The 21,232-nt window shown below is 36.4% G+C and carries 16 protein-coding genes and 1 CRISPR repeat array (1 of these 17 only partly in view); of the genes, 3 read left to right on the top strand and 13 right to left on the bottom strand.

Translation table 11 applies throughout. The annotated features are described in order from the left end of the window. Nucleotides 1–379: direct repeats of the CRISPR family, unit length 37 nt; unit sequence GTCTTAATCCTACTCTCACTGGAACATACTCTCTGAC (it extends 1,213 nt beyond the left edge of the window). 702 nt (nucleotides 380–1,081) lie between these two features. From K4L44_06535 to K4L44_06515, 5 genes are all read right to left on the bottom strand, one after another. Continuing rightward, nucleotides 1,082–1,930, bottom strand: coding sequence for a hypothetical protein (locus K4L44_06535; GenBank protein ID QZE15483.1), 849 nt, complete (start codon nucleotides 1,928–1,930; stop codon nucleotides 1,082–1,084). A gap of 522 nt (nucleotides 1,931–2,452) precedes the next feature. Next, nucleotides 2,453–3,613, bottom strand: coding sequence for a sel1 repeat family protein (locus K4L44_06530; protein ID QZE15482.1), 1,161 nt, complete (start codon nucleotides 3,611–3,613; stop codon nucleotides 2,453–2,455). A gap of 376 nt (nucleotides 3,614–3,989) precedes the next feature. Further along, nucleotides 3,990–5,051 (bottom strand): hypothetical protein, encoded by a 1,062-nt coding sequence (locus K4L44_06525; GenBank protein QZE15481.1) that lies wholly within the window; start codon nucleotides 5,049–5,051, stop codon nucleotides 3,990–3,992. A gap of 2 nt (nucleotides 5,052–5,053) precedes the next feature. Continuing rightward, nucleotides 5,054–7,075, bottom strand: a complete 2,022-nt coding sequence (locus K4L44_06520; GenBank protein ID QZE15480.1) for an FAM83 family protein — start codon at nucleotides 7,073–7,075, stop codon at nucleotides 5,054–5,056. Nucleotides 7,076–7,516: 441 nt separating this feature from the next. Next, nucleotides 7,517–8,044 (bottom strand): hypothetical protein, encoded by a 528-nt coding sequence (locus K4L44_06515; protein ID QZE15479.1) that lies wholly within the window; start codon nucleotides 8,042–8,044, stop codon nucleotides 7,517–7,519. A gap of 474 nt (nucleotides 8,045–8,518) precedes the next feature. Between K4L44_06515 and K4L44_06510 the strand changes: the two genes are divergently transcribed. After that, a complete protein-coding gene (locus tag K4L44_06510) occupies nucleotides 8,519–9,523 on the top strand; it encodes a WYL domain-containing protein (GenBank protein ID QZE15478.1) in 1,005 nt (334 codons plus the stop codon). 145 nt (nucleotides 9,524–9,668) lie between these two features. Next, entirely contained in the window at nucleotides 9,669–10,220 is a 552-nt protein-coding gene (locus K4L44_06505) for a nitroreductase family protein (GenBank protein QZE15477.1), read from the top strand. Nucleotides 10,221–10,405: 185 nt separating this feature from the next. Here K4L44_06505 and K4L44_06500 read toward each other — a convergent pair whose 3' ends face one another. From K4L44_06500 to K4L44_06485, 4 genes are all read right to left on the bottom strand, one after another. After that, on the bottom strand, nucleotides 10,406–12,157 hold the full coding sequence (locus K4L44_06500; protein QZE15476.1) for a hypothetical protein: 1,752 nt from the start codon (nucleotides 12,155–12,157) through the stop codon (nucleotides 10,406–10,408). Nucleotides 12,158–12,169: 12 nt separating this feature from the next. Next, the gene (locus tag K4L44_06495; protein ID QZE15475.1) at nucleotides 12,170–12,631 is read right to left on the bottom strand and encodes a hypothetical protein; all 462 of its coding nucleotides are present in this window, start codon (nucleotides 12,629–12,631) and stop codon (nucleotides 12,170–12,172) included. Between the two features lie 337 nt (nucleotides 12,632–12,968). Next, nucleotides 12,969–13,616, bottom strand: coding sequence for a hypothetical protein (locus K4L44_06490; GenBank protein QZE15474.1), 648 nt, complete (start codon nucleotides 13,614–13,616; stop codon nucleotides 12,969–12,971). 1,269 nt (nucleotides 13,617–14,885) lie between these two features. Next, nucleotides 14,886–16,334: an aminoacyl-histidine dipeptidase gene (locus tag K4L44_06485; protein ID QZE15473.1), complete on the bottom strand. Its 1,449-nt coding sequence runs from the start codon at nucleotides 16,332–16,334 to the stop codon at nucleotides 14,886–14,888. 231 nt (nucleotides 16,335–16,565) lie between these two features. On the opposite strand from K4L44_06485, the gene K4L44_06480 reads away from it, so the two are divergent. Beyond that, nucleotides 16,566–17,219, top strand: a complete 654-nt coding sequence (locus K4L44_06480) for a PorT family protein (GenBank protein ID QZE15472.1) — start codon at nucleotides 16,566–16,568, stop codon at nucleotides 17,217–17,219. A gap of 115 nt (nucleotides 17,220–17,334) precedes the next feature. Here the strand turns inward: K4L44_06480 and K4L44_06475 are convergent, their stop codons facing one another. The 4 genes from K4L44_06475 to K4L44_06460 form a co-directional block, all read right to left on the bottom strand. Further along, a complete protein-coding gene (locus K4L44_06475; GenBank protein ID QZE15471.1) occupies nucleotides 17,335–18,921 on the bottom strand; it encodes an alpha-L-fucosidase in 1,587 nt (528 codons plus the stop codon). Nucleotides 18,922–18,925: 4 nt separating this feature from the next. After that, entirely contained in the window at nucleotides 18,926–20,365 is a 1,440-nt protein-coding gene (locus tag K4L44_06470) for a sulfatase-like hydrolase/transferase (GenBank protein ID QZE15470.1), read from the bottom strand. Nucleotides 20,366–20,441: 76 nt separating this feature from the next. Further along, complete coding sequence (locus tag K4L44_06465; GenBank protein QZE15469.1) at nucleotides 20,442–20,876, bottom strand: hypothetical protein; 435 nt, start codon at nucleotides 20,874–20,876, stop codon at nucleotides 20,442–20,444. 57 nt (nucleotides 20,877–20,933) lie between these two features. Further along, nucleotides 20,934–21,122: a hypothetical protein gene (locus K4L44_06460; protein QZE15468.1), complete on the bottom strand. Its 189-nt coding sequence runs from the start codon at nucleotides 21,120–21,122 to the stop codon at nucleotides 20,934–20,936. Nucleotides 21,123–21,232 lie beyond the last annotated feature (110 nt).

Genomic DNA, 21,232 nt, shown 5'->3' with positions numbered 1-21,232 from the left:
ACTCTCACTGGAACATACTCTCTGACGCGTATCCAGACATTGGTCCCTGCGATGTGCGGGTCTTAATCCTACTCTCACTGGAACATACTCTCTGACTGGCAGAACATTTACAGGACGAGTTCCTGCAAGAGTCTTAATCCTACTCTCACTGGAACATACTCTCTGACACGGTGCTCCAGAGACGCTCCACCTGTTAGGATGGTCTTAATCCTACTCTCACTGGAACATACTCTCTGACTGCAGAGTTAAAAGCAGCAGCAGCTGCATTAAAGTCTTAATCCTACTCTCACTGGAACATACTCTCTGACGATTGTTAGAAGACCTCAAGGAGAAAGGTGGGGAGTCTTAATCCTACTCTCACTGGAACATACTCTCTGACAGATAGAAAATTAAAATACTGATTATCAGGACTATTTTTCAAGCAAAGCATCAAAAACGGCCGTTTTTTTACAATATTTAACACTCTTCTTAGAGCGCACAAAAGTAATAAATAATTCAACATTAAAAAGATGTTATTTAGCAGTATATTATAATTCAACACACAGCTATTCAAAACACTCTATCATAGATTCAAATATATACAAAATTGTGTATAATTCAAGTAACATATCATAAAATTCGATCTTCAAGTTAACCACAAAGACCCGAAGTTCAATAATGCATCTCAGAATCTTAGCAAGACCACACATCTTCCAATCAAAAAAGATCGGGCCTCCAAATTCACAAAGCTCTCATTGTCTACATTTCCATAAAATCCCGTATCGCCATAAAACTATTCATATGAAACATCGGGCAATAGGTTTCACTAGAGCATATTAATGAAATTCTTTTGCACCACTTCGTTATGAAACTATAGGGATTTCATAATAAGGGAAACATAGAGAGACAGAGGATAAGGAGAGGTGAAAATATTCTCATCCGTTTGCTCCTCTCTGATTTTATCCCCCTGTATACTGTCTACTATCTCATCCAATCTAAGCCACTCTAATTGGAAATTATACTCCCCCTAAAAGAGGGATAACAGTAAGATTGGAGAAATACTCCTCCAATCCGCAAAAACATAATCAAATGGCACAACAATCTAGATTTTAATCACCTTAATCACTTCTTCACTAAGGAAAGGTCCACCTGGTGTTTTTTTTGTATAGTCAAAGTTTAACCATAAACCATCATTATTCTCAATCACCCCATAGTCTTCGTCTGGACTATTACCAAAGAGCTCTATTAATACAGGCTTGATATGCCTTTCGAACTCATACTTATCGTTTGCAACCCTTACCACTGGGAATATGTGTCCCTTGATAAGAACAGCACGAGTTTTTCCCCCTATGGCTTTGATACAAGAGCACATCAAAATGGTGTGGTCGTCACAATCCCCAGCTAGCGTTATCATCGATTGGGATGCTTTGGCAAAGAACTCTTCCTCCTCAGGGTCAGAAACATATTTCCATGAACTATTAATACACTTGAAAACAGACAAATAGCGAACAATGTGTCCATATTCTTTAAATAGCGAATCATTGTTCTCTATAAAATACTTAGTACTGATTTCATTCGCATACTGTTTTACTTTAGACTTATCATAATCCATTGAACTAAGTACATCAGACTCAATATTTAAAACAAGTTCATCATTAAGATCTTTTACAAAATGATCATTTTCCTCAAAACTACGTTCTACCAATCCCACATAAGACGTGGCTACGGAGTGGAAACTGATACCTCTTCGATGGGTATACTCATTAAAAGCCATTTTCAATGTTAAACATACCACTAAGGTAAAGGCTAGTTTTCGAAAGCGAAATAGAAGAAAGTATGCAACAAGTACAACGAACACACAAACTACAATAAAACGAACAAAAAGATTGTGAATAGTCTTAATCCTACTCTCGTTGCTATTTACAATTTGTTTTTGATAACGATGAAACAAACAGTGAGATTGGATAGGGTTTAGATAGGGATTGGTTACGGTTTGGTTACCCTTAGAGTAACCAAAGGGTAAAGGAAGGGTAACCAAAGGGTAAAGGAAGTAACGAGGAAACCCTTTTAGAAAAAGTGTTGTTTTTACAGAAAATTCATGGTTAAAAGATCATGATTGGTGGTTTTAAAGTATTTATGTGAGATACCTTTATGACTTTAAAGATAGTAAAATATAGGGATAGAGTGGATGAGTCAAAGAGAGAAACAGAAGGGTATTATCCACATATTGAACATTTCTGATCCTCATGAAGAGATCCTTTAAGATAATTTAGAGAGCAAGTCACCACTTTTCAAAACATAAAAGATCCTCCAAAACATGATTTCGCATGGTTGCGAAAAATGCTTTAGAGGATCTTTTTGGGATCATATTCATCCTACGATTAATTCGTAAACGAAAGTCTTACGGGAGTCTTTCTAGACAAAACGAAAAGCTCGTATGAAAATCATCTCTATTTCGAAAAGTTTAATGGAGTTATAATCCTTTGGGATTCTCATCGAGATACTTTACTGCATCTTTATTTTTTTTCTTAGCCGCTTTGCGTAGCCAAATATAAGCTTGATCCACATCTTTGTCGCACCCCTCTCCTTTAAGGAGGCATTGACTCAAGGCATATTGGGCTCTGGATTCTCCTTTTTTGGCAGCCGTAAGGAAAAGGCTATAACCCTTAGTTGGATCTTTGGAAGTCCCTTGCCCAGACATGTAACACAATCCTAAGTGATAGACCCCAGGAGGATATCTCTTATTAGAAGCCTTTTCGAACCATTCAAAAGCTGTTTGACTATCTTTTGTCACATAGTCGCCTCTGTAGTATAGCCCTCCTATTTTAACCATCGCCTTGGGGAAACCTCTCGTTGCCGATTTTTGATAGTATTTAAAAGCTTTCTTTTCATTTATTGACACAGATTCGCCCTTCTCATACATCTGCGCTAGATAGTAGAGCGAAACCACATTATTCAAAGCAGCCCCTTTTTTATACATTTTAAATGCTTTTCGAAGGTCTTTTTCAACTCCTTTCCCGCTATAATAGATATATCCTAGGAGGCCATAGGCATCTCCTCTATATGAGTCGGTTAAGCTATTATAAGTAGTAATGGGAGTGTTATCGGGGGTGTCCAAAGCAAGTTCACAGAGGGATTTGGCTGCATTATAATCTTTCTTAACACCATATCCATTCATATAACATACACCGAGTATTACTTGCGCTGGATTAAACCCTGTAGTTGCTGCCAACTGAAAGTTTTGCACTGCAAGTGCATAATCTTTTGTGCAACCATATCCAGTTAAATAACATCTACCAAGATAGAACTGTCCCATAGGGTAGCCTGTATCAGCTGAAGATTTAAAATAAGAGAATGCACGCGCCTTATCCCTCTTGACATATCTATTTCCAAGGTATATATTTCCTAGTTGCGTCATGCTTATCGCATCGCCTTTTTGGGCAGCAATCTCAAGCCAATAGATGGCTTTTTTCGGGCTTAATGCAACCCCTTTTCCATTTAGATATCTCAAGCCTCTATTACGAGCCTGTTCTGCATCCAAATCTTCATATTGAACTCCTCCTATCGCACGTGTATGAATCCCTTGTAATGTCAAAACAAGCAGAGACAACGTGATCAAACGTTTCCAATTCATATTTCGTTTTATTGGTTTAAAATAAAATCATACACCTCCTATACACAAACAAGTCAAGACCTCAACGGCCTCCACGATGTCGATAGATAGAAGGATACGTATTTTTACAATTATACATAAATTTTACAAATACTTAAACCTAATTAAAGAACTACATTGGTATCGACATATCCGATCAAATCTTTTACAATAGAGAAAAGAGACAAAAGAGAGCAGGTGTGTCATTTAACAATTAATGACAATATATCTTAAATTAGAGGTGTCAATTGATAGTATACAAAAGACCGAAACATTTAAAAGAGAAAGACACCCCCTGAATTTCTTTAAGTTATAGAAATTCAGGGGGTGTCTCCTATCATAAAAAACAGATCAAAAGCTATACTTCCAGAAAATTACGGATTATCTTTTGGGCTTTACTTTTACTTGGAACCACATGATGTAGTTCATAAGTGGCGACACCAGAGCGTTTCAACCAATCGGTCCAAAAAAGATTGATAATTTCAGCGTCGGTAGGAAATACGGTAGCATTTCCCGTTTTAGTCTGTGATCTATCATCCATCTCCATCACCAAAAGATGAAGATCTTTGAGTGCACTATTTTTTAGAGCCACGATGCCATACCCCTCTTTTTTATAAAATGCACGAAGGTCATTCATTTTAGAATGTTTGAACGCATTTCTAAAATCCCTGATTCTGGATTGGGTGAGGTCGTATGACATATTCTTTCCTTCGCCTTGACTCTGACCTCGGGACAATCCAGATTCCAAATAGCCATCGGTCAGAAGGATCATCACATTCTTACATACTATATTCTGAATCACGCCACCGAACACTTCATTTCTTTTGGTTTGTGTTTTTAAAATGGTTGGATCGATTTCAGAATTTAGAAAACTCCAAATATCTGCTCCTCCACTATGAGATTGAGCAAAAGAGTAGAGCTTTTCAATTCTGTTGTTTATTGCGACGACATCCTTTTTTAAGGACCTCTCTGGATTACGATTCTTTATATACTCGATACGATTCTTTTGGTTGTCTGTGCCACTCTCTGGATTGACAAAAGAGGAGAAATCGATTCTCAAACTGTCCACATCCATCCCTGTTTGAGAAATTAGACCCGAGTTGACAAACATAAAAGAGAAGAGGTCCTTCTGCCCTGTAGTACGATTGTTAGAGGTCAGCACCGTGGGAATCATCTGAAATACCTCGTGAATAATAGCCCTATCATCCACTGGCTTAGGGTGGATTTCATCATTGATTCTATTAGAGAGGTCTGGAGCAATCATAATATTATACTCCTGAATCGTAACCTCTTGGATCTTCTTCGCCTCTTCTAGCATCTTATTATTATCCGATTTCTGAGAGTTAGTACACCCCATCATTAAAAATGAGATGATACTAAAAACAGACACTACAATAAGGATATTTTTTACTCTTTTCATCGTTATCGATTTTGATTATTTAACAACCATGTATCTTTCAACGCCATTGCCTCTTTGGATTTTTGTTCGGCTTTAGCCACTGAAAACTCCGAATGAAGGAATGCAGTCCATCCGTTCATGAAAGTATTCACTCTGTTGGTCAGCATGGAAAAAGAGAACTTCAAATTGTTATTCTCTAGCTTACTGAGATACAAACTCTTGATATAAGAGACCTCTTCGGACTTCTGATCTGCAAGACGTAGAACCGCATTTTTCTTATTCTCGAAAACCATCGGAATACTGTCGATCTTCTTTAAAAGCACTTCTCTCTTCTGCTTTATTTGGTTAATCTCTTGCTCCACGGCGATCAAACGTTTCTCTTCCTTCATCAAACACTCATCGGCTCTTTTTATCTCCGAGCGGAACTGTCGCTCTTTTATTTTGTTTTCGGCACGAACCTCATCTTCATTTCGTTCAGAAAAGCACTTAATGATATATTTAAAAAGGCTAGAGAAAAGAACTAGACCAAAAGAACCTAAAGCAAAAACGAGATAAAAGTCGACACTGGTAAAACAATCTTTCAAATGAAATAAGGGATCTCCCAGTCCACTCTTTAGATAAGTGGTTTCATGAATTGTCGCCGCTACTTTATAGGCAATAATTGCATCGATAAAGAGGATTCCAAACCATTTTAGTCCGAATTTAGTATACCTTTTCCATCGTTGGGTACTTCGTTCAAGGAAGAGATCAATGATAGAAAGCACCAATGGAACAAACACAAAAAGAAAAACAAACATAACCCCTGTAGCCCCCTTCTCCAACACATGGGTAATGGCTTGGGGATCGAACACCTCTGGTGGAAGATATGTACCTAAAGCATTGGTATTCTTTGCAAATTCCGCATCTTGTTTTCCAAATATTAAGATATAACCAGCAGAAGAGTAGAAGACAATTAGGTATACAAACATAATAATCATAAATAGAATCGAAGGACCTAGTTTGGACCAGTTCAATTTGGTTTTGGCAAAAGATACTTGAAGGTCATCAATGGCTTTTAACAAATCTGATTTCTGATTCTGAAGACGTTTCATAATTCCATCGACCAATCCTTTTTTCTTCAACTCTTCATTCTCTATCTGGGTATTAAACTCATTTATGTTACGATCGTAATCGCTCCTCTCTGTTTCGCAAGCAATGTTCGCTTCACGAATTTCGGCATCTCTCTTGGCTTCGATCCCTGTCATCTGTTTCTGAACCTCCTCCTGAATACGTAAAATCATATTCTGCTTCTTCTCATGGGCAATATTCAGTTCTCCTGCAAAGTCAGCATACAGAGTATCAAGGATATTTTGCAACACCTCATGGTCTCCAGATTTCTCTTTCGAGTTTTGATAACCAAGCGCTTTCATTCGATCTTTATCGAAATTGGAGAACTCTGACTCAAGCAGGTTGTCTAGAATAGACTCTAATCTATCGGCATGAGAGAGGGATTGGGTCTTATCGCTCTTTGAGTTCATCACAATCGGAGTCTTCTGTTCAGCGTTCTCTTTCTTTTGCTTTTTGGCCTCTTTTCTATGAAGAAGATTCTTTAATCCCATGGTATCTTTGTTATCTATTATTTGATGATAGTTCGCTATTAGGGAGTCTATGGTCTCACGATGGTTGGTGAGGATAGCACTCTCTTCGTTGTTCTTTCGTGCATTAACAGTCCAATTATAGGAGCCATGAATAGCAACAGATTTATCTACGACACAAAACTTTTGATGCATCATCCCTCGTTTATTTCCTCGGCTTCCTATTCTATAGATTGAAGCTCCTAAAGAGGTAAGTTTGGAAAAGTCAAGACGTTTGTTCTCTTCATCTTCTGAGATCACCACGCCTATACGCACTCCGTTCTGGGCTCGATCCATAAGGTGCTCTAACAGCATAGGATCGGTAAACCATGCTGTAACTACTAGAATCTCAGTAGTGGCTCCTTGAAGCGCTGTAGTGATTGCTTCGTATATTTGATGATTGTTGAGTACTTCTTGTTTTATTGGTTCCATGATATCTTGTTATACTTTACAGTGGACGAAAGTAGTAGTCAATTGTGCAATAGAATTGCACCGATGATTTTTTTTATCTCTTTGAGACAAAAAGACAGGTCTCATTCTGTGAAATCAATAGAATGACGTAATGATATAATGGATACTAAGGGGAAGAGGACTCTTTCAATGCGGATAGGATATACCAAGAGAGGACCTAAAATAATCGTAAGAAAAAAGAGAGGAAACAGTTTCTATAGATAAAAACACCAAGTAACAACAACCTTTAGACGAGTAAAAATAAGAGTAACAGTTTTTCTTTTAAAAATAGAAAAGGGGTAAAAAATTTATAGCCAACGATCGCTGTGATCGTTGGCTATAAATGCTCCTCATTCCTAAAACAAAGTGTCTCTTTGTGTAAGTTTACGGAGAATCAGAGAACAAGTCAGCTAGTTCTTTAAATTAAAAAGCGCATCTAAAAGGTTTGGTCACCTTTTGCTTAAAAGAGTGACGCTTCTTATAGACAATCTTCTCTATCAAAATCACATAATCTTTATCTTTGATTGTCGTCACCTCTATTTTCATAAAACTATGCTTATCTGTACCAGGAGCATACGAATAGTCTACTCGTTGTCCTGTAGAGTTCTTTCGTTTCTGTATACTCTGAAACTGAGGGAAGACACTTGAATCTAGATAGCCACACGTTCTCATCTGAACAAGCTGATATCCGTACATCTCGCTCTTGTTCGGAATCCTTGTTCTAATAATTTTATACTCTTTGGTTTCAATCAACTTGGTTGTAGCACCTTTTTCAAAAAGATAATATACCCCATCCATTACTGGAAACTTAGAGTATGACTCTAATAATTCTGGAGTTAACGCCTCATAAGTAATGGCTTCAGAATAGAGGTTTCGAGGGTTTTTATTTTCAGCATTGGTTATAAGGGATATCATGCTGACGAGCCATAATAACAGAAGTAGTTTTTTCATAGAAGTTATTTTAAGTTTCTCATAATTTAATATTTGTAAGATTCATTAGCAAATCTACAGTAAATACAGAATCAGATACAATGTCCCTTAATTTAACATTTTTAAACACAGATATCAAGTTTATCCTCATCATTTAACGTCAAGGTTTACAATACAGTAATATTCTTCGATTTTCGTTTCTTAAGAAGGGAGAATATAAAATAGTCCATATCGCAGAAAAGTGTTCTTACTTAAATAATATAGAATCATGAGGCTTTCGTATCTTTTTGCACTTATAGAAAAGCAAGGAATGTCAGAACAAGAGAGATACAACTATCAAGAGGCATAAACACATCTTAGGTGAAGTAAACGATTGTTTTTACTGATATAATAAATTTCATAACAATAGCCTTTTAGTTCTCATTTCATTTGAAGAACTTTTTATAACTTCGTGAAAATAACAATAAACAACAATCATTAAGACACCTCTTATTCATGGCAACAAACAAACATGCAACCATACGTTATAACACTTTAGATAGATGCTTTAGGAATCCCCGAAGGAAATATTTTATGGACGACCTGATTGAGGAGTGTTGTCAATCATTGAGTCTACAAACAGGTATTACAAGTGGGGTTCAACGCCGACAAATCTATGATGATATCGACTTTATGGAGAGCGAGGCAGGATTTGATATTGAACTCAATCGATTGAAAGATGGAAGAAAAACCTATTATCGTTATGCAGATCCAAACTTTTCTATAAAAAAACAGCTACTTAATGATCAAGAAGTAGATCAAATCAAAGAGGCATTGGTGACACTAAAGCGCTTTAAAGGGCTACCACAATTTGAGTGGATCGATGAGATCACCACTCGATTAGAGTCTAGTTTCTCGTTGGTATCAGATCAAGAGAGTGCCATACTATTTGATCAAAACATCTATTTAAAGGGGCTTAATCATATTTCAAGTCTCTATTATGCCATTATAAATAGACAGGTTTTGAGAATATCTTACCAAAGCTTCAAGCAAGACAAACCCAAAGATTACCTATTCTCGCCACATCTTCTGAAGCAGTTTAACAATCGTTGGTTTATTTTTGGGTTTATGGATGGATATACGAATCATACGAACCTTTCGCTCGATAGAATATGTGAAGTAGAAGTAGCTGAGAGAGCAATATTTCAGGAGAGCAAACTGAATTTCGAGGAACTTTTTGAAGATATGGTAGGAGTGACCATTCCAAGAGATGCACAAGTAGAGCGTGTTTTTATAAAAGTAAATGAGGGACTGAAACCATATATCTTAAGCAAACCGATTCATGGTTCCCAAAAAGTGATCGATCATCAGGACTTTATGATCGAATTACAAGTCTATATCAACTTTGAATTGACATCCCAGCTATTGTCATTCGGAAAAGATATCGAAGTGATTGAACCACTGCATCTTCGCCATAAATTGACATCCATACTGAAAGATTCACTAGAAAGATACCTCTAAAAGCCTGAAAGGGAAACAAAACGAATCAAAAAATAAATAACGGCATTTCGTGATCCACTTCTAACTTGATGAACAATAACTGGAGGTCCTTGTTGGTAAAATGTAACGAGAAAGAGTCATTATCCAATGCTTAAAATATAGAAAGATGGATGCAATTACATTATTAAAAGAGAGACGAAGTGTTCGTAAATATAAGGACCAAGTAGTAGATAGATCATTGATGAAAGAGATTGTGGACCTCGCCCGTTGGGCTCCTTCATGGGCAAATGTTCAGATAGCTCGATATACGATGATTGACAGTCCTGAAACAATCAAAGCCATTGCACAGGATGGGGTACATCAATTTTCTTATAATATGAAAACATTGGCTCATGCCAAAGGGGTATGTGTCTTAAGTTATGTAAAAGGGAAAAGCGGGAAACTTTCGACTCCTAAAGGAGAATTTAAAGATTCAGGGGAGATGATATGGGAGATCTTTGATGCGGGCATTGCTTGTCAAACTTTCTGCCTTGCAGCTCATGCCAAGGGCATAGGGACATGTGTCTTTGGTGTTATTGACAACAATGCCATTGAGAAGATTGTGGCACTTCCTGAAGGAGAAAGAGTCGCAGCAGTGATTGTTTATGGGTATGAAGAGGGAGAACACGCTGCTCCTACTCCACGAATGGAAGCAGATAAGATACTGCGTTTTATTTAATTTTGCTACGCTCCTTTTCACAAGTATTAAATGGAGAAGATAAAAAGAAATCAGAGTCCACCAAGAGATCAATATAAGTCGTTAAAAAGATGCTCTTTGATTCTCTATATAAAACATCGAAGGATAAAACAGAGACAAGCCCTTCTTACATATTAATACAGTAGAAAGGGCTTGTGTAGTTTTAATTAACTAAAAAAAGAGAATATCCAAGCACCAAACTTATAGATTATTACAAGAATAAATACGATCACATACCATATTGCCAATACCACCCATTTACACCCGATAAAGATCCAATAGAGGAAAAAAGCAACTAGTGGCCATACACCCAAAACAGATAGTCCCAAAAATATTGACTCACTTAATACAATAAGCATCGTGACACAAAGTGCACCAAGGATGATGCGAGGGATCATACCCAACATTGCACCGAACCACTTAGTACATAAACGTTTGGCACTACCTATTAATGAAATAGGGATCAATGCAGCCATTATTGCAGAAATATATGGATAGGCAACATAAACAGAAGAATCTGATGAGTTAACAAAATCAGCCCATCCTAATGTATAGTTGTAATGATTAAAATAGTCAAACCCCATTAATCCGAAGACAACAGCAGCTACCACAGCCACCACACTAGCCCCAAGGTAATAAGAACCATATATACGTTCAGATATTTTATATGAAAGATCAGACAAAATCCCCGCTTGATCAAACACCTTAAATTTCTTAATCAACTTCACTTTTCGCAAAGAACTAATAAAAAGTCGCTTACGTGCCAACGATTCTGCCTCGGTAATCAAAAGGTCAGTATATTCAGAAACAGGACTAACAGCTGTGTCTAGTTGTTCTTTATTGTCATAGATCAGTGCTTTGTACTCTTTATCATGATAACGATAAGTTATCAAATAGGTCAAGTTTCTTGTCACTTCGTGTGTCTGGCGAATCATCGCACTGTTTCCAAATATCAAGTCTTGTCCTCGATCATACTGTTTCTGAATTACACCATCTACGATAGGATCCATTAAAAGATCCTCAAGATCGATCTCCCCTCGACGGGAACCATTGTAGGTCAATGTATCAGTTGATAATAACTCTAGACAAGCATAATTTGGATAATAATGAAGATATTTTGTCATTCCTGAGTGAGCAACATGGTGAATCGGCATTCCATCATCAGAATAATCGATAGTACGTTTTAATGCAATATACTTTTGCATTCTTCCATAACCGTGGCATGTTGGACAAGTTACTCTACCAGATCCGCTACAAGTACTACAAGTCACACGACCGGATCCGCTACAAGTGCGACAAGTTTGTTGACCACTTCCACTACAGGAGCTACACCTTGTATGTCCGCTTCCGTGACAATGACCACAACTCTCTCTATGTCCATCTCTCTCCTTATACCCTGAACCACCACAGGAATAACAGTGCTGTCGACCTTGACCACTACAAGAAGAACAGCTATTCTGACCACGACCACTACAAGAAGAACACCTTTTATTTCCTTTTCCACCACAAGAGGAACATTGAATATCTCCGCTACCGCCACATTTTCTACAAGTAAATATCTCCACAGAACGAAGAACCTTATAAGTGTTCTCATCAGTACAGAAATTCGTTACTTTGGGAACATTAAAGTTCCATTCATCAAATTCTGAGAGAGAAAATATTGTTTGTTTTGGTGGAGTAAAATCCCCTTTATACACTTTTGTTTTATAATATTTTTCACGTGTCTCGTATAACGAGTTTAGTTGACTATGATAGGAAGGTAGTAAAAATATGGATTCAATAGACATCTCTTGTGCTATCCTCTTATGGGGGTGAGGTGGCATATCGTGAGCCCATTGATCAAACATATCATGAATCAGTTTTTCAAACTCGTGATCAGGAGTTATTTGTTCTTCAAGGAAGATCTTTGAATTAGACATATACAAAAGGCTTTAGATAACTCTTTTAAATAGGAGGTTCAGGATAGTAAATACACCAAAAATAGACATGGCAAGAATCGCAACGAATACAAAGAACCCAAATCTTCTTGCAAATGGAATCTGTAGTGTTGCTTTCAATCCATTATAAGTAAAATTAAAATGCGATTCGATGTCTCTACGAACTTTAATTTCATCCATTGGTTTTGCATCCTTTTTCTTCTGCAGATAGTCTGTTAGCTTTTGTTTCTTATCCTTTATGGAGTTATCATTAAGTTGGTCAATTACTTGAAAGAAGTTTTCTGAAGTTACATAATGCAACATTCCTTCAATTCGTAGTTCTGCCTCTTTGACTCCAATCTTCTCTTTTGATTGCAAAGAGTACCATTTTGTAGAACTATCGGGCTCCGTTTTTTGCACGCCAGCATAACAGGGAAGAGTTAGAAAAAAAAGAGATAATAGTAGTACTTTTTTCATAGTGTTATATATTTGTTATACCACCGATGGTATATTTGTAAAGAAAATATAGCGGTTACAATACTATATTATCAAAAAAATTGGATATCAACAAGTTAATAATTATGTTTGAAAACAAATTCTCCATCAATTGGGTATATTTAGGTCTTATAAAATAGACCTATCACTCAAAGAACAAAATAAATTCACCTGTAATCAGCAGAAAATAATGGACATCAACTATTCGAGATTAGAAAAATAGAAAGGATCGTATCAACGATCCCCAAAACAATGAGTGGTGTTTTTTCTTTCAAAATATGGTCTATCAGAAGTATTATATTAGGAAGAGAATATCATGCTAGAAACCACCCTTTTTGAATGAGTACTTATCAATTCCGAATGTAAATACAAACTCCTTGATCACTCCATTTATCTCCATTGGGATCATCAGTGCAAGTTCAGTTCCCACATAACTCTCCATATCTCGAGATACTGCCCCCTCAGGATAACCCCAAGAATTATAAAACAGATAATGTTTATCTAGTGATTGATATCGTTTGCTAAAATAAGCGACGTGAGAAGAGGGAACCAGTTCATCTTTTATCTTATCAAAAGGCATTATAATAGACTCTTGCTCCTCATAACCTTTTTTGTAACTTCTAAAGTTGTTATCTCCTCTTGCTGCTAAATGTTCTGCTCCATTCAGATCATCCATAAACATTGCCCCATCCCATAAGATCACAAGATAATTAGGTGTCTTATTTTCTAACTCAACATAGAACTTTGAGGCATCAACACGCCAAGTGATGTGCATACGTTTGTCGTCATAATGTGAAATTGGAGAGCTCCCTTTTTCTACATAAATCTTACTATAAGGATGTGATTTATTAGGAGCTAATGGTTCTACAACAGTTTTCAATGTAACATCAAACACTCCATGTTTTAAAGCACATGAATTTAGTAGCACAAACATAGTTAGGCTAACTAACAAATAAAACTTTCTCATAATACATATACGTTTCTATGATGCAAAAGTATAATAAACCTATGCACTCTTTCTACAGAACAACAACAAATGTTAAATGTTTTAAGTAAAATTTAGTTATGCGATTATTAGATCACAATAAAGATTACAACAGAAACACATAACTCATATTATTGTATAGTAAAGCCCGTCTTAGAAACACAGTTAACCCTTACCTAATAAGAAAGAGTCTTACTCGCAACTATAATATAAGCAAAGGATAATATATAAAATAGAGAACTCATGTCAACCAATGCAACAAAAATCAATCTATAATAACATTGACATATAGATATATATGAAGTATAGTATTAGTTTATTAAATTTTGTCTTAAAAAAAATATTTTTTTAAGACAAAGACATGCATGTATCGACTATATGATGCAACTTGCATTCAAGTCATAAATGCAACGCTATATTCTAAATCTAAGGTTTGTTAAATTGTGAAAGTATGGGGTACAAAAAAGGAGGATTACTCCTCCTTAATATTAAGTTTGCCACCATATTATTAACACATTAACCGACCAAGATATAGTGTGCGTCATGGGACAACTAAATATAGAGCAAAGGTATAAGATAGAATTGATGTATGCAATAGGTGCAAGTTATCATTCAGGACAAACAAAAAAATGAGGTAGTGTTTTTGATTGAGTGTAAAAATCAGAAGTATAATAATGAAACGATCGGGTAGATGGCTGGAAGATTGCTTAATCTTCTAGTACACCTCCCACTCCACCATTCGTACGTTTTCCTAAATCAGGATTTTACTTTTAGATAATAGGCACTAAGGGTAAAATAGACAGCTTGTTTAAGCCTTATATTAGTTATTCTGCGTTGTAGAATGCGCCTTTTAGATATGCGCCAATATTTCTTTCGTGTATTAGAAAACTGATAAGCCTTGCATTTAGACATCCCTAGCTTATAAAGACTCATCATTTACGTTCTTACCTTCATCCATCATTTCCAAATAACCAAACAGATGCGCCTTAAGAGCCACACGCTTTGACGGATTAAAAAGAATTTGGGCAAATTTATCCAGTTCGTTGACCTCTTTTCCAACTAGTGTTCCTAAGACTAGAGTTTTGCAAACGACGTCCTGCAAGTTATAGCTCACAATAAGAATCCTCATCTTCTTCTAGGGGTATATCTACATCCCCCACTACGGGCTTACACCGATTAGCACATTATCATGCATGGCACAAAAAAAGAGAGACTATTGAAGCCTCTCTTTGAACTTATATATTATCATATTCACACTTTGGCAAGAACATCTAATAGATGAGCCCAAAACTTTTCAACTGTTTTGATCTCAATTCTTTCCATAGGAGAATGTGCTTGGCGAATAGTTGGTCCAAACGACACCATATCTAGTTGTGGATATTTTGTCAAGAACAGACCACACTCCAATCCTGCATGAATAGACTTCACATCAGGCTTTTGATTGAAAAGAGATTCATAAGAATCACGAACAATCCTCATAATAGGAGAATCTGGATTAGGAGCCCAACCAGGATATCCATCACTATGTTTTACGTTCGCACCAGCCAATTGAAATACAGCCTCGACGCTTGAAGCAGCAAATATCTTCCCACTCCCTAAATCACTTCGTTGGCTTGTTGTAATATGTATTTTGCTATCCTTAAACTTAACAGAAGCAAGGTTGGTTGAAGTTTCAACCATTCCTGGCATACGATAACTCATTGCCAATACTCCATGAGGACAGCTCATCAAAGCATTCAGCAGACGGAATTGTGTATCTTGATCAATTACAAACTCAGGTTGATCAGTAGAACCAATATGAAGATCTAAATTAGGTTCGGTCATCTCCCACTCATGCTCCATATCACTTCTAAAGATATTAAATCGAGCAATAATCTCCTCTTTTTTTGCCTTAGGGACCACAATAACAGCAGATGCCTCACGAGCAATCGCATTACGTAGGTTTCCACCATCGATGTTTGCAATACGGATACCATAAGCTTGGTCTACGTTCCATAGGAAACGTACTAAAAGCTGATTTGCATTCGCTCGTCCTTTATTTATCTCATCACCAGAGTGACCACCCAAAAGTCCCTTTACCTCAACTAAAAGAGGGAATGTTGTAGTATCAACCGATTCCTTTTCAAAAGAGAAGTCAGCCAATGTATCAATACCTCCAGCACAACCAATAAATATCTCCCCATCATCTTCCGAGTCAAGATTCAAAAGGATTTTCCCAGTCAACATATCGTCCTCTAATTCCATTGCACCAGTCAAACCAGTCTCCTCATCGACGGTAAAAAGACACTCTATAGGGCCATGCTTCGCTTCAGGATCTGTTAGTACAGCCATCTGTGCGGCCATACCAATGCCACAATCGGCTCCTAACGTAGTCATATCGGCACGCACCCACTCTCCATCGACAATGGGAGTTATTGGATCTTTGTCAAAATCATGAACCTTATCACTGTTTTTTTCACAAACCATATCCATATGTGACTGTAGAATCACTGTTGGTTTATTCTCCATTCCAGGAGTAGCCTCTTTACGCATCACCACGTTTCCGATAGTATCTCTCTTGGCTTCGATACCACGTTCTTTGGCAAAGTTCAATAAGAAATCAATGATTTTTTCTTCTCTTTTAGATGGTCGAGGAACCTGACATATTGCATCAAAGTGATCCCAAACTTCTTTTGGATTGAGCTCTTTTATTGTTGTCATCTTTATTAATTATATAGTTTAATATAATCGTAAAGTTATATATTTCATAGAAAAAAAGACTTATGAAGATCATAATACTTCCATATATTTTACACTTTTCTTCTATAACATTGACTTCATCCATTTTACAATTCAAATAGTTGACATAAAAAAAAATTGTTTTATGATGAATAGTTACATACTTTTGTTAACGAACGTTTGTGTGAATATGATAACTAAAAACAGATTATTATGAAAAAATTATTTATCGTAGCGATATTTTCGCTTCTTGGGTCAGGGGCTTTTGCCCAATTACCTGTAAACTTGGGTCTAAAATTAGGATGGAACTCTTCTAAAGTGTCCACATCCACACTTTCTACAAATCTTTCTGATTATAGTCCATTGAACAACAATGGATATTTAGTGGGAGTCTTTGGTAGAATCAACTTAAAGAATTTTTTCATCCAACCAGAAGTATACTACTCTCTAAAAAAAGGAGAGACAGATTTCGATATCACACCAAAAGAAAGTAATCCAGTGAAAGTTACCCAAAAGGTGGATCTTAAAACCTTTGATATTCCAGTACTTCTTGGATATCGTCTACTAGATCTAAAACTTGCATCGATGTATGCATTTACAGGTCCTGTAATGTCCATTAATACAGAAGGTAGTAGTATCTCTTTCTCAAACACCGATGGTTTGGCTGACGATGTCTTAGCAGGGCTTAAAGATCCTTCAGGAGTAAACTGGGCATACCAGTTAGGTCTTGGATTTAACGTAGCTCTTTTCACTATTGATGCACGTTATGAGTGGGGATTGAGTAATATTGAAAATGGACTAACTAATGTCTCTTTTGACCAAAAATCAGATATGTTTACACTATCTCTAGGTTGGAGATTCTTGTAATCAAGAAGTCTAATTTATAAAAAAGGCTAGTCTAAGATAAACAATATGTTTATTATAGGCTAGCCTTTTTTTTGTTACAAATCACTCATTCTCTTTATGATGAGATTGACTAAATTTAGGTTTGTAAAGGAAGCACGCCATTCGTTCCATTTAATTCTCTCTCTAATAGAGTTCCTTTCACAGAGATCTTGAAGGACAAAGCCACTTTGTTTGGAAGTTTTTTAGGTAGATCGATATGCAACCCTTTCTGATTACGATGAAATTTCACCTTACCATATCCTAGTAATTCAACAGAAACAATCTTGTTTTCATCAGAAACTTTCACATTCGACTTTAACGTCTTCACACAACAAGATCTATCAAAATCTGTTCCTAAAAATGTAGCATATAGTGCATTATTTTTCGTTGTAAAACGAACATCCTCTTTATTGAATAGAGATGGGTTAGGCTGAATCGCCCTAGATTTTTTCCCATTCATTGGATTTGTCTCAGAGTAGAATAGATCTTCTAAATGACCTTCACCATAAACCACCCAAGGGCTGGTTCCATAAATAGCCTCTCCATTTTGCTCTAACCAAGCTCCAATTCCTAAAAGCAAATTCTCTTGTTCTTTATCAAAAGTTCCATCAGGTCTAGGGTTCATCGAAAGCAATAGTCCACCATTTCTAGCGACTAGATCACACAAACGAACAATAACATCTCTTGATTTTTTATATTTAATTCCTTTATTCCATTGCCAGTCACACCAGCCAATAGCACTTGGAGTATCATCTTCCCAGGGCCAATCAACAAAAGATGGGCGATGTGCTCCATTCTCATAACTATAGATTCCGAAGTTCTTTCCAAAGTTTCCTTTATTATGCAAACAGACCTCTTTGTTTTCCTTCTCCCCCATATTGAAAAAATGAGATAATATTTTTTCTGTACCAAATTTTCCACCACCACCATCAAACCATAAAATGTCTGGTTTATATTTATTGATAAATTCAACAGTAAGGTCATACCTATTCTTCGCAAAACGATCCTTACTTCCCATATACCAATATGTATCCCAATTCTTTTTATTCAGAAGATCCACATTCGCATAATCTGTTTTTCCTTCAAAACGTTTTGCTACATTTTGAAAATGTTTATAAGTACGGCCATGATGGAAAGTAGCAATAATCTTAAGATCTTCGTTTCTAAGCTCTTTATAAAGGTCTGAGATAATATCTCTTTGAGGGCCTAATTTCCCAGCACACAAATTAGTTATCTTACTATCCCACATACAGTAACCGTCATGATGCACTGCACATATTCCAGCATATTTAGCTCCTGATTTTTTAATCAGTTTGGCCCAATATTTAGGGTCAAAATTCTCTGCTTTAAATTGTTTTGCAAGGTCTTTGTATCCTATCCCTTTTTTAATATCTCCAACATTCTTTCGAAAAAGATTTGCTTGTTCATTACGTTGAGAAGTCTGATAATAACCCAAATAACCAGTAATATAATAATTAGCCCAATTCGGACGAGTATAGTCCCAATTACCAGTTACTGAATATACACCCCAATGAGCATAAATACCAAATTTTGCATCTTTTGCCCATTGTGGTATTTGATGAGTTCTTAACGACTTCCAGTTCGGTTGATACTTTTCCTTCTTCTGCCCATAGGTACTAGAAAGAAAAAGTAGCACACCTAATGTTAAAATTATTCTTTTCATAATCTTAGTTTATTCTTAAGCCTTGCCATTTGTCAACAGGCTTATAATTACGACTTTTGTAGTCCTCTCCTTTTTGACTATTTCTACACGAATTATTCCAATTAGTCATATAGATTTTCATTTTCCCAACCTGATCTATATGGCTATCAATGATATTATTTTCTTCAAATCGATCATTTCGCAGATCATACACTTCAGTAAGCTTTCCATTTGTAACAATATATTTTAGATCTTCATTAATAATCGCTCCTTTTCCTTTATACATAAAAGGAAGTGGGTTTTTTCTCACCTTCGATTTTCCCATAAACATTGGCATCAATGAGACTCCATCAATAGGACGGTCATCACCGATAGACAGACTAAGACCATCCACAAGTGTAGGGAGATAGTCTAAAGTAGATGTAATATAAGAGGTTTGGGAATTAGAATCAATCACTCCAGGCCAAACCATAAAAGCTGGGACACCTACACCTCCACAATAGAGAGACCTTTTCCTTCCTCTTAATCCTCCCGTTTTACCAATAAATCGTTTATTCTCATGTTTCCCTTCAGGACCATTATCACTACAAAAACAGATGATCGTATTCTCCAACTGACCAAGACTATCTAAATGTTTTACCAAGCGACCTACTTGATCATCTAAAGCAGTAATGCAACCAAAATAGTTCTGTTCTCTATCCGTATAATTGCTATATTTCGCTTTATACTCTGGTCCAGCAACAACGGGTTCGTGAGGAGCATGAAACCAAATAACACTAAAGAATGGCTTACTCTTTTTTGTAGCATCTTCAATAAATGGCAACACTCTATCCATCACCACTCTTGAATCGTCTCCTTCTAAATTTGCAGTTTCTCTTACGCCATTGTGATAGTACTCATTTTTCTTATATCTATCATTCTCTGTTGGATTCCATGTGGCTACAGCAGATTCTGTAACAAAAGATTCATCCACATTCTGTTCCCAAGGAGGGTTAAAGTTAAGAATAGGCTTGCGTTTTTTTCCTTTAGAAGAGACTCCTTTCACGATTGTTCCTAAATGCCATTTACCAAAATGACCAGTACTGTAGCCTTTCTCTTTTAGTAGGTCATATATGGTTACTTCCTCCTTTGGCAGGTGACCTACATTTGCAGTATAAATTCCATAACGAGCATAGTGTCTTCCTGTTAGGCAAGTACCCCTCGTCGGCGAACATACTGGTCCTCCAGCATAGAAGTTTGTAAAGGTCACCCCTTTTTTTGAAAGGGCATCTAAATTTGGAGTTTGAATAATCTTATTTCCATTAAATCCAACATCACCATAACCCAAATCATCGGCCATAATTAATATCACATTGGGGGATTTTTTTGACATTGTGACACTATTCGAATGTTGGTTTTCTTTCACTGTTTTACATCCAACAAAACACATTGAGGTGATCCCTAATGCAAGAGCTATTTGTTTCATTAGTTTTTAGTTTTTTTAATCAGATTAAAGATAGGCACAAGTGCCTATCTTTAGAAGCTTATGATTATTGTATCAACTATTTAATAATCTTAAGTTGCCTCCTCTTAACCTTATTCATATCATTTTCAAAAGCAATTAGATCTCCTAACCTACTTCGACAATTATTAACAAATACAGCCTTTAAATTCGTCTGCTCTTCCACTTTTTGAGGATACTTATCTTTAATATTTACAGACTCGTTAGGGTCTTTTGCAACATTAAAAAGTTGTATTTTCCCAAGAAATTTTACTGGAGCATCTTTAGGGGCTATGCGTCTTGAAAGTGCTCCTTCGTGCAAGACCAATTTCCAATTATCACGTATAATAGAGTAGAAGCCTGCATCTGAAAGGGGAACCACTCCTTCTCTCTGCTTATCATCGACATTCTTACCATAAAGAGCAGGTAAAAAACTAAAACAATCTCCCTTTTCCTTTGATATAGTATCTCCAAACACACCCTTCAATGTTGCCATAAAATCAGTAGTACACATTAAGTAGTCGCTTTTATAGTTCGACTTCACTTTCTTAGGTCATTTTGCTATAAAAGGGACATGGTGTACACCTTCATACAATGTTCCTTTCGTTCCACGAAAGATACAACTAGAAAAATGGTGATATTTCTCCAGTAATTTCAGGTTCGCCTGAGGCGAAACCCCATTATTAACAGTAAAAATAACCAATGTATTGTCTGAAATCCCCATCTTATCAAAGGCTTTCATTACACGACCTCCATACAGAAGTCTCCATGAGAAGCCACACCACTTTTGCCTTTAAATAGTTCATTTGAAACAATTGGAGAGTGTGGTGCATTTGAAGGTAGATAAACAAA

The sequence above is a fragment of the Prolixibacteraceae bacterium genome (assembly GCA_019720755.1).
In the GTDB taxonomy this organism is placed as follows: domain Bacteria; phylum Bacteroidota; class Bacteroidia; order Bacteroidales; family Prolixibacteraceae; genus Halosquirtibacter; species Halosquirtibacter laminarini.
This window is presented reverse-complemented; position numbering and strand designations above follow the sequence as displayed.

Excerpts from the sequence above, each read along its gene's own strand:
- K4L44_06525 (QZE15481.1), bottom strand. The coding sequence starts at position 5,051 with ATGAAAAGAGTAAAAAATATCCTTATTGTAGTGTCTGTTTTTAGTATC.
- K4L44_06510 (QZE15478.1), top strand. The coding sequence starts at position 8,519 with ATGGCAACAAACAAACATGCAACCATACGTTATAACACTTTAGATAGA.
- K4L44_06515 (QZE15479.1), bottom strand. The coding sequence starts at position 8,044 with ATGAAAAAACTACTTCTGTTATTATGGCTCGTCAGCATGATATCCCTT.
- K4L44_06485 (QZE15473.1), bottom strand. The coding sequence starts at position 16,334 with ATGACAACAATAAAAGAGCTCAATCCAAAAGAAGTTTGGGATCACTTT.
- K4L44_06465 (QZE15469.1), bottom strand. The coding sequence starts at position 20,876 with ATGGCAACATTGAAGGGTGTGTTTGGAGATACTATATCAAAGGAAAAG.
- K4L44_06495 (QZE15475.1), bottom strand. The coding sequence starts at position 12,631 with ATGAAAAAAGTACTACTATTATCTCTTTTTTTTCTAACTCTTCCCTGT.
- K4L44_06460 (QZE15468.1), bottom strand. The coding sequence starts at position 21,122 with ATGAAAGCCTTTGATAAGATGGGGATTTCAGACAATACATTGGTTATT.
- K4L44_06520 (QZE15480.1), bottom strand. The coding sequence starts at position 7,075 with ATGGAACCAATAAAACAAGAAGTACTCAACAATCATCAAATATACGAA.
- K4L44_06490 (QZE15474.1), bottom strand. The coding sequence starts at position 13,616 with ATGAGAAAGTTTTATTTGTTAGTTAGCCTAACTATGTTTGTGCTACTA.
- K4L44_06475 (QZE15471.1), bottom strand. The coding sequence starts at position 18,921 with ATGAAAAGAATAATTTTAACATTAGGTGTGCTACTTTTTCTTTCTAGT.
- K4L44_06480 (QZE15472.1), top strand. The coding sequence starts at position 16,566 with ATGAAAAAATTATTTATCGTAGCGATATTTTCGCTTCTTGGGTCAGGG.
- K4L44_06505 (QZE15477.1), top strand. The coding sequence starts at position 9,669 with ATGGATGCAATTACATTATTAAAAGAGAGACGAAGTGTTCGTAAATAT.
- K4L44_06530 (QZE15482.1), bottom strand. The coding sequence starts at position 3,613 with ATGAATTGGAAACGTTTGATCACGTTGTCTCTGCTTGTTTTGACATTA.
- K4L44_06500 (QZE15476.1), bottom strand. The coding sequence starts at position 12,157 with ATGTCTAATTCAAAGATCTTCCTTGAAGAACAAATAACTCCTGATCAC.
- K4L44_06470 (QZE15470.1), bottom strand. The coding sequence starts at position 20,365 with ATGAAACAAATAGCTCTTGCATTAGGGATCACCTCAATGTGTTTTGTT.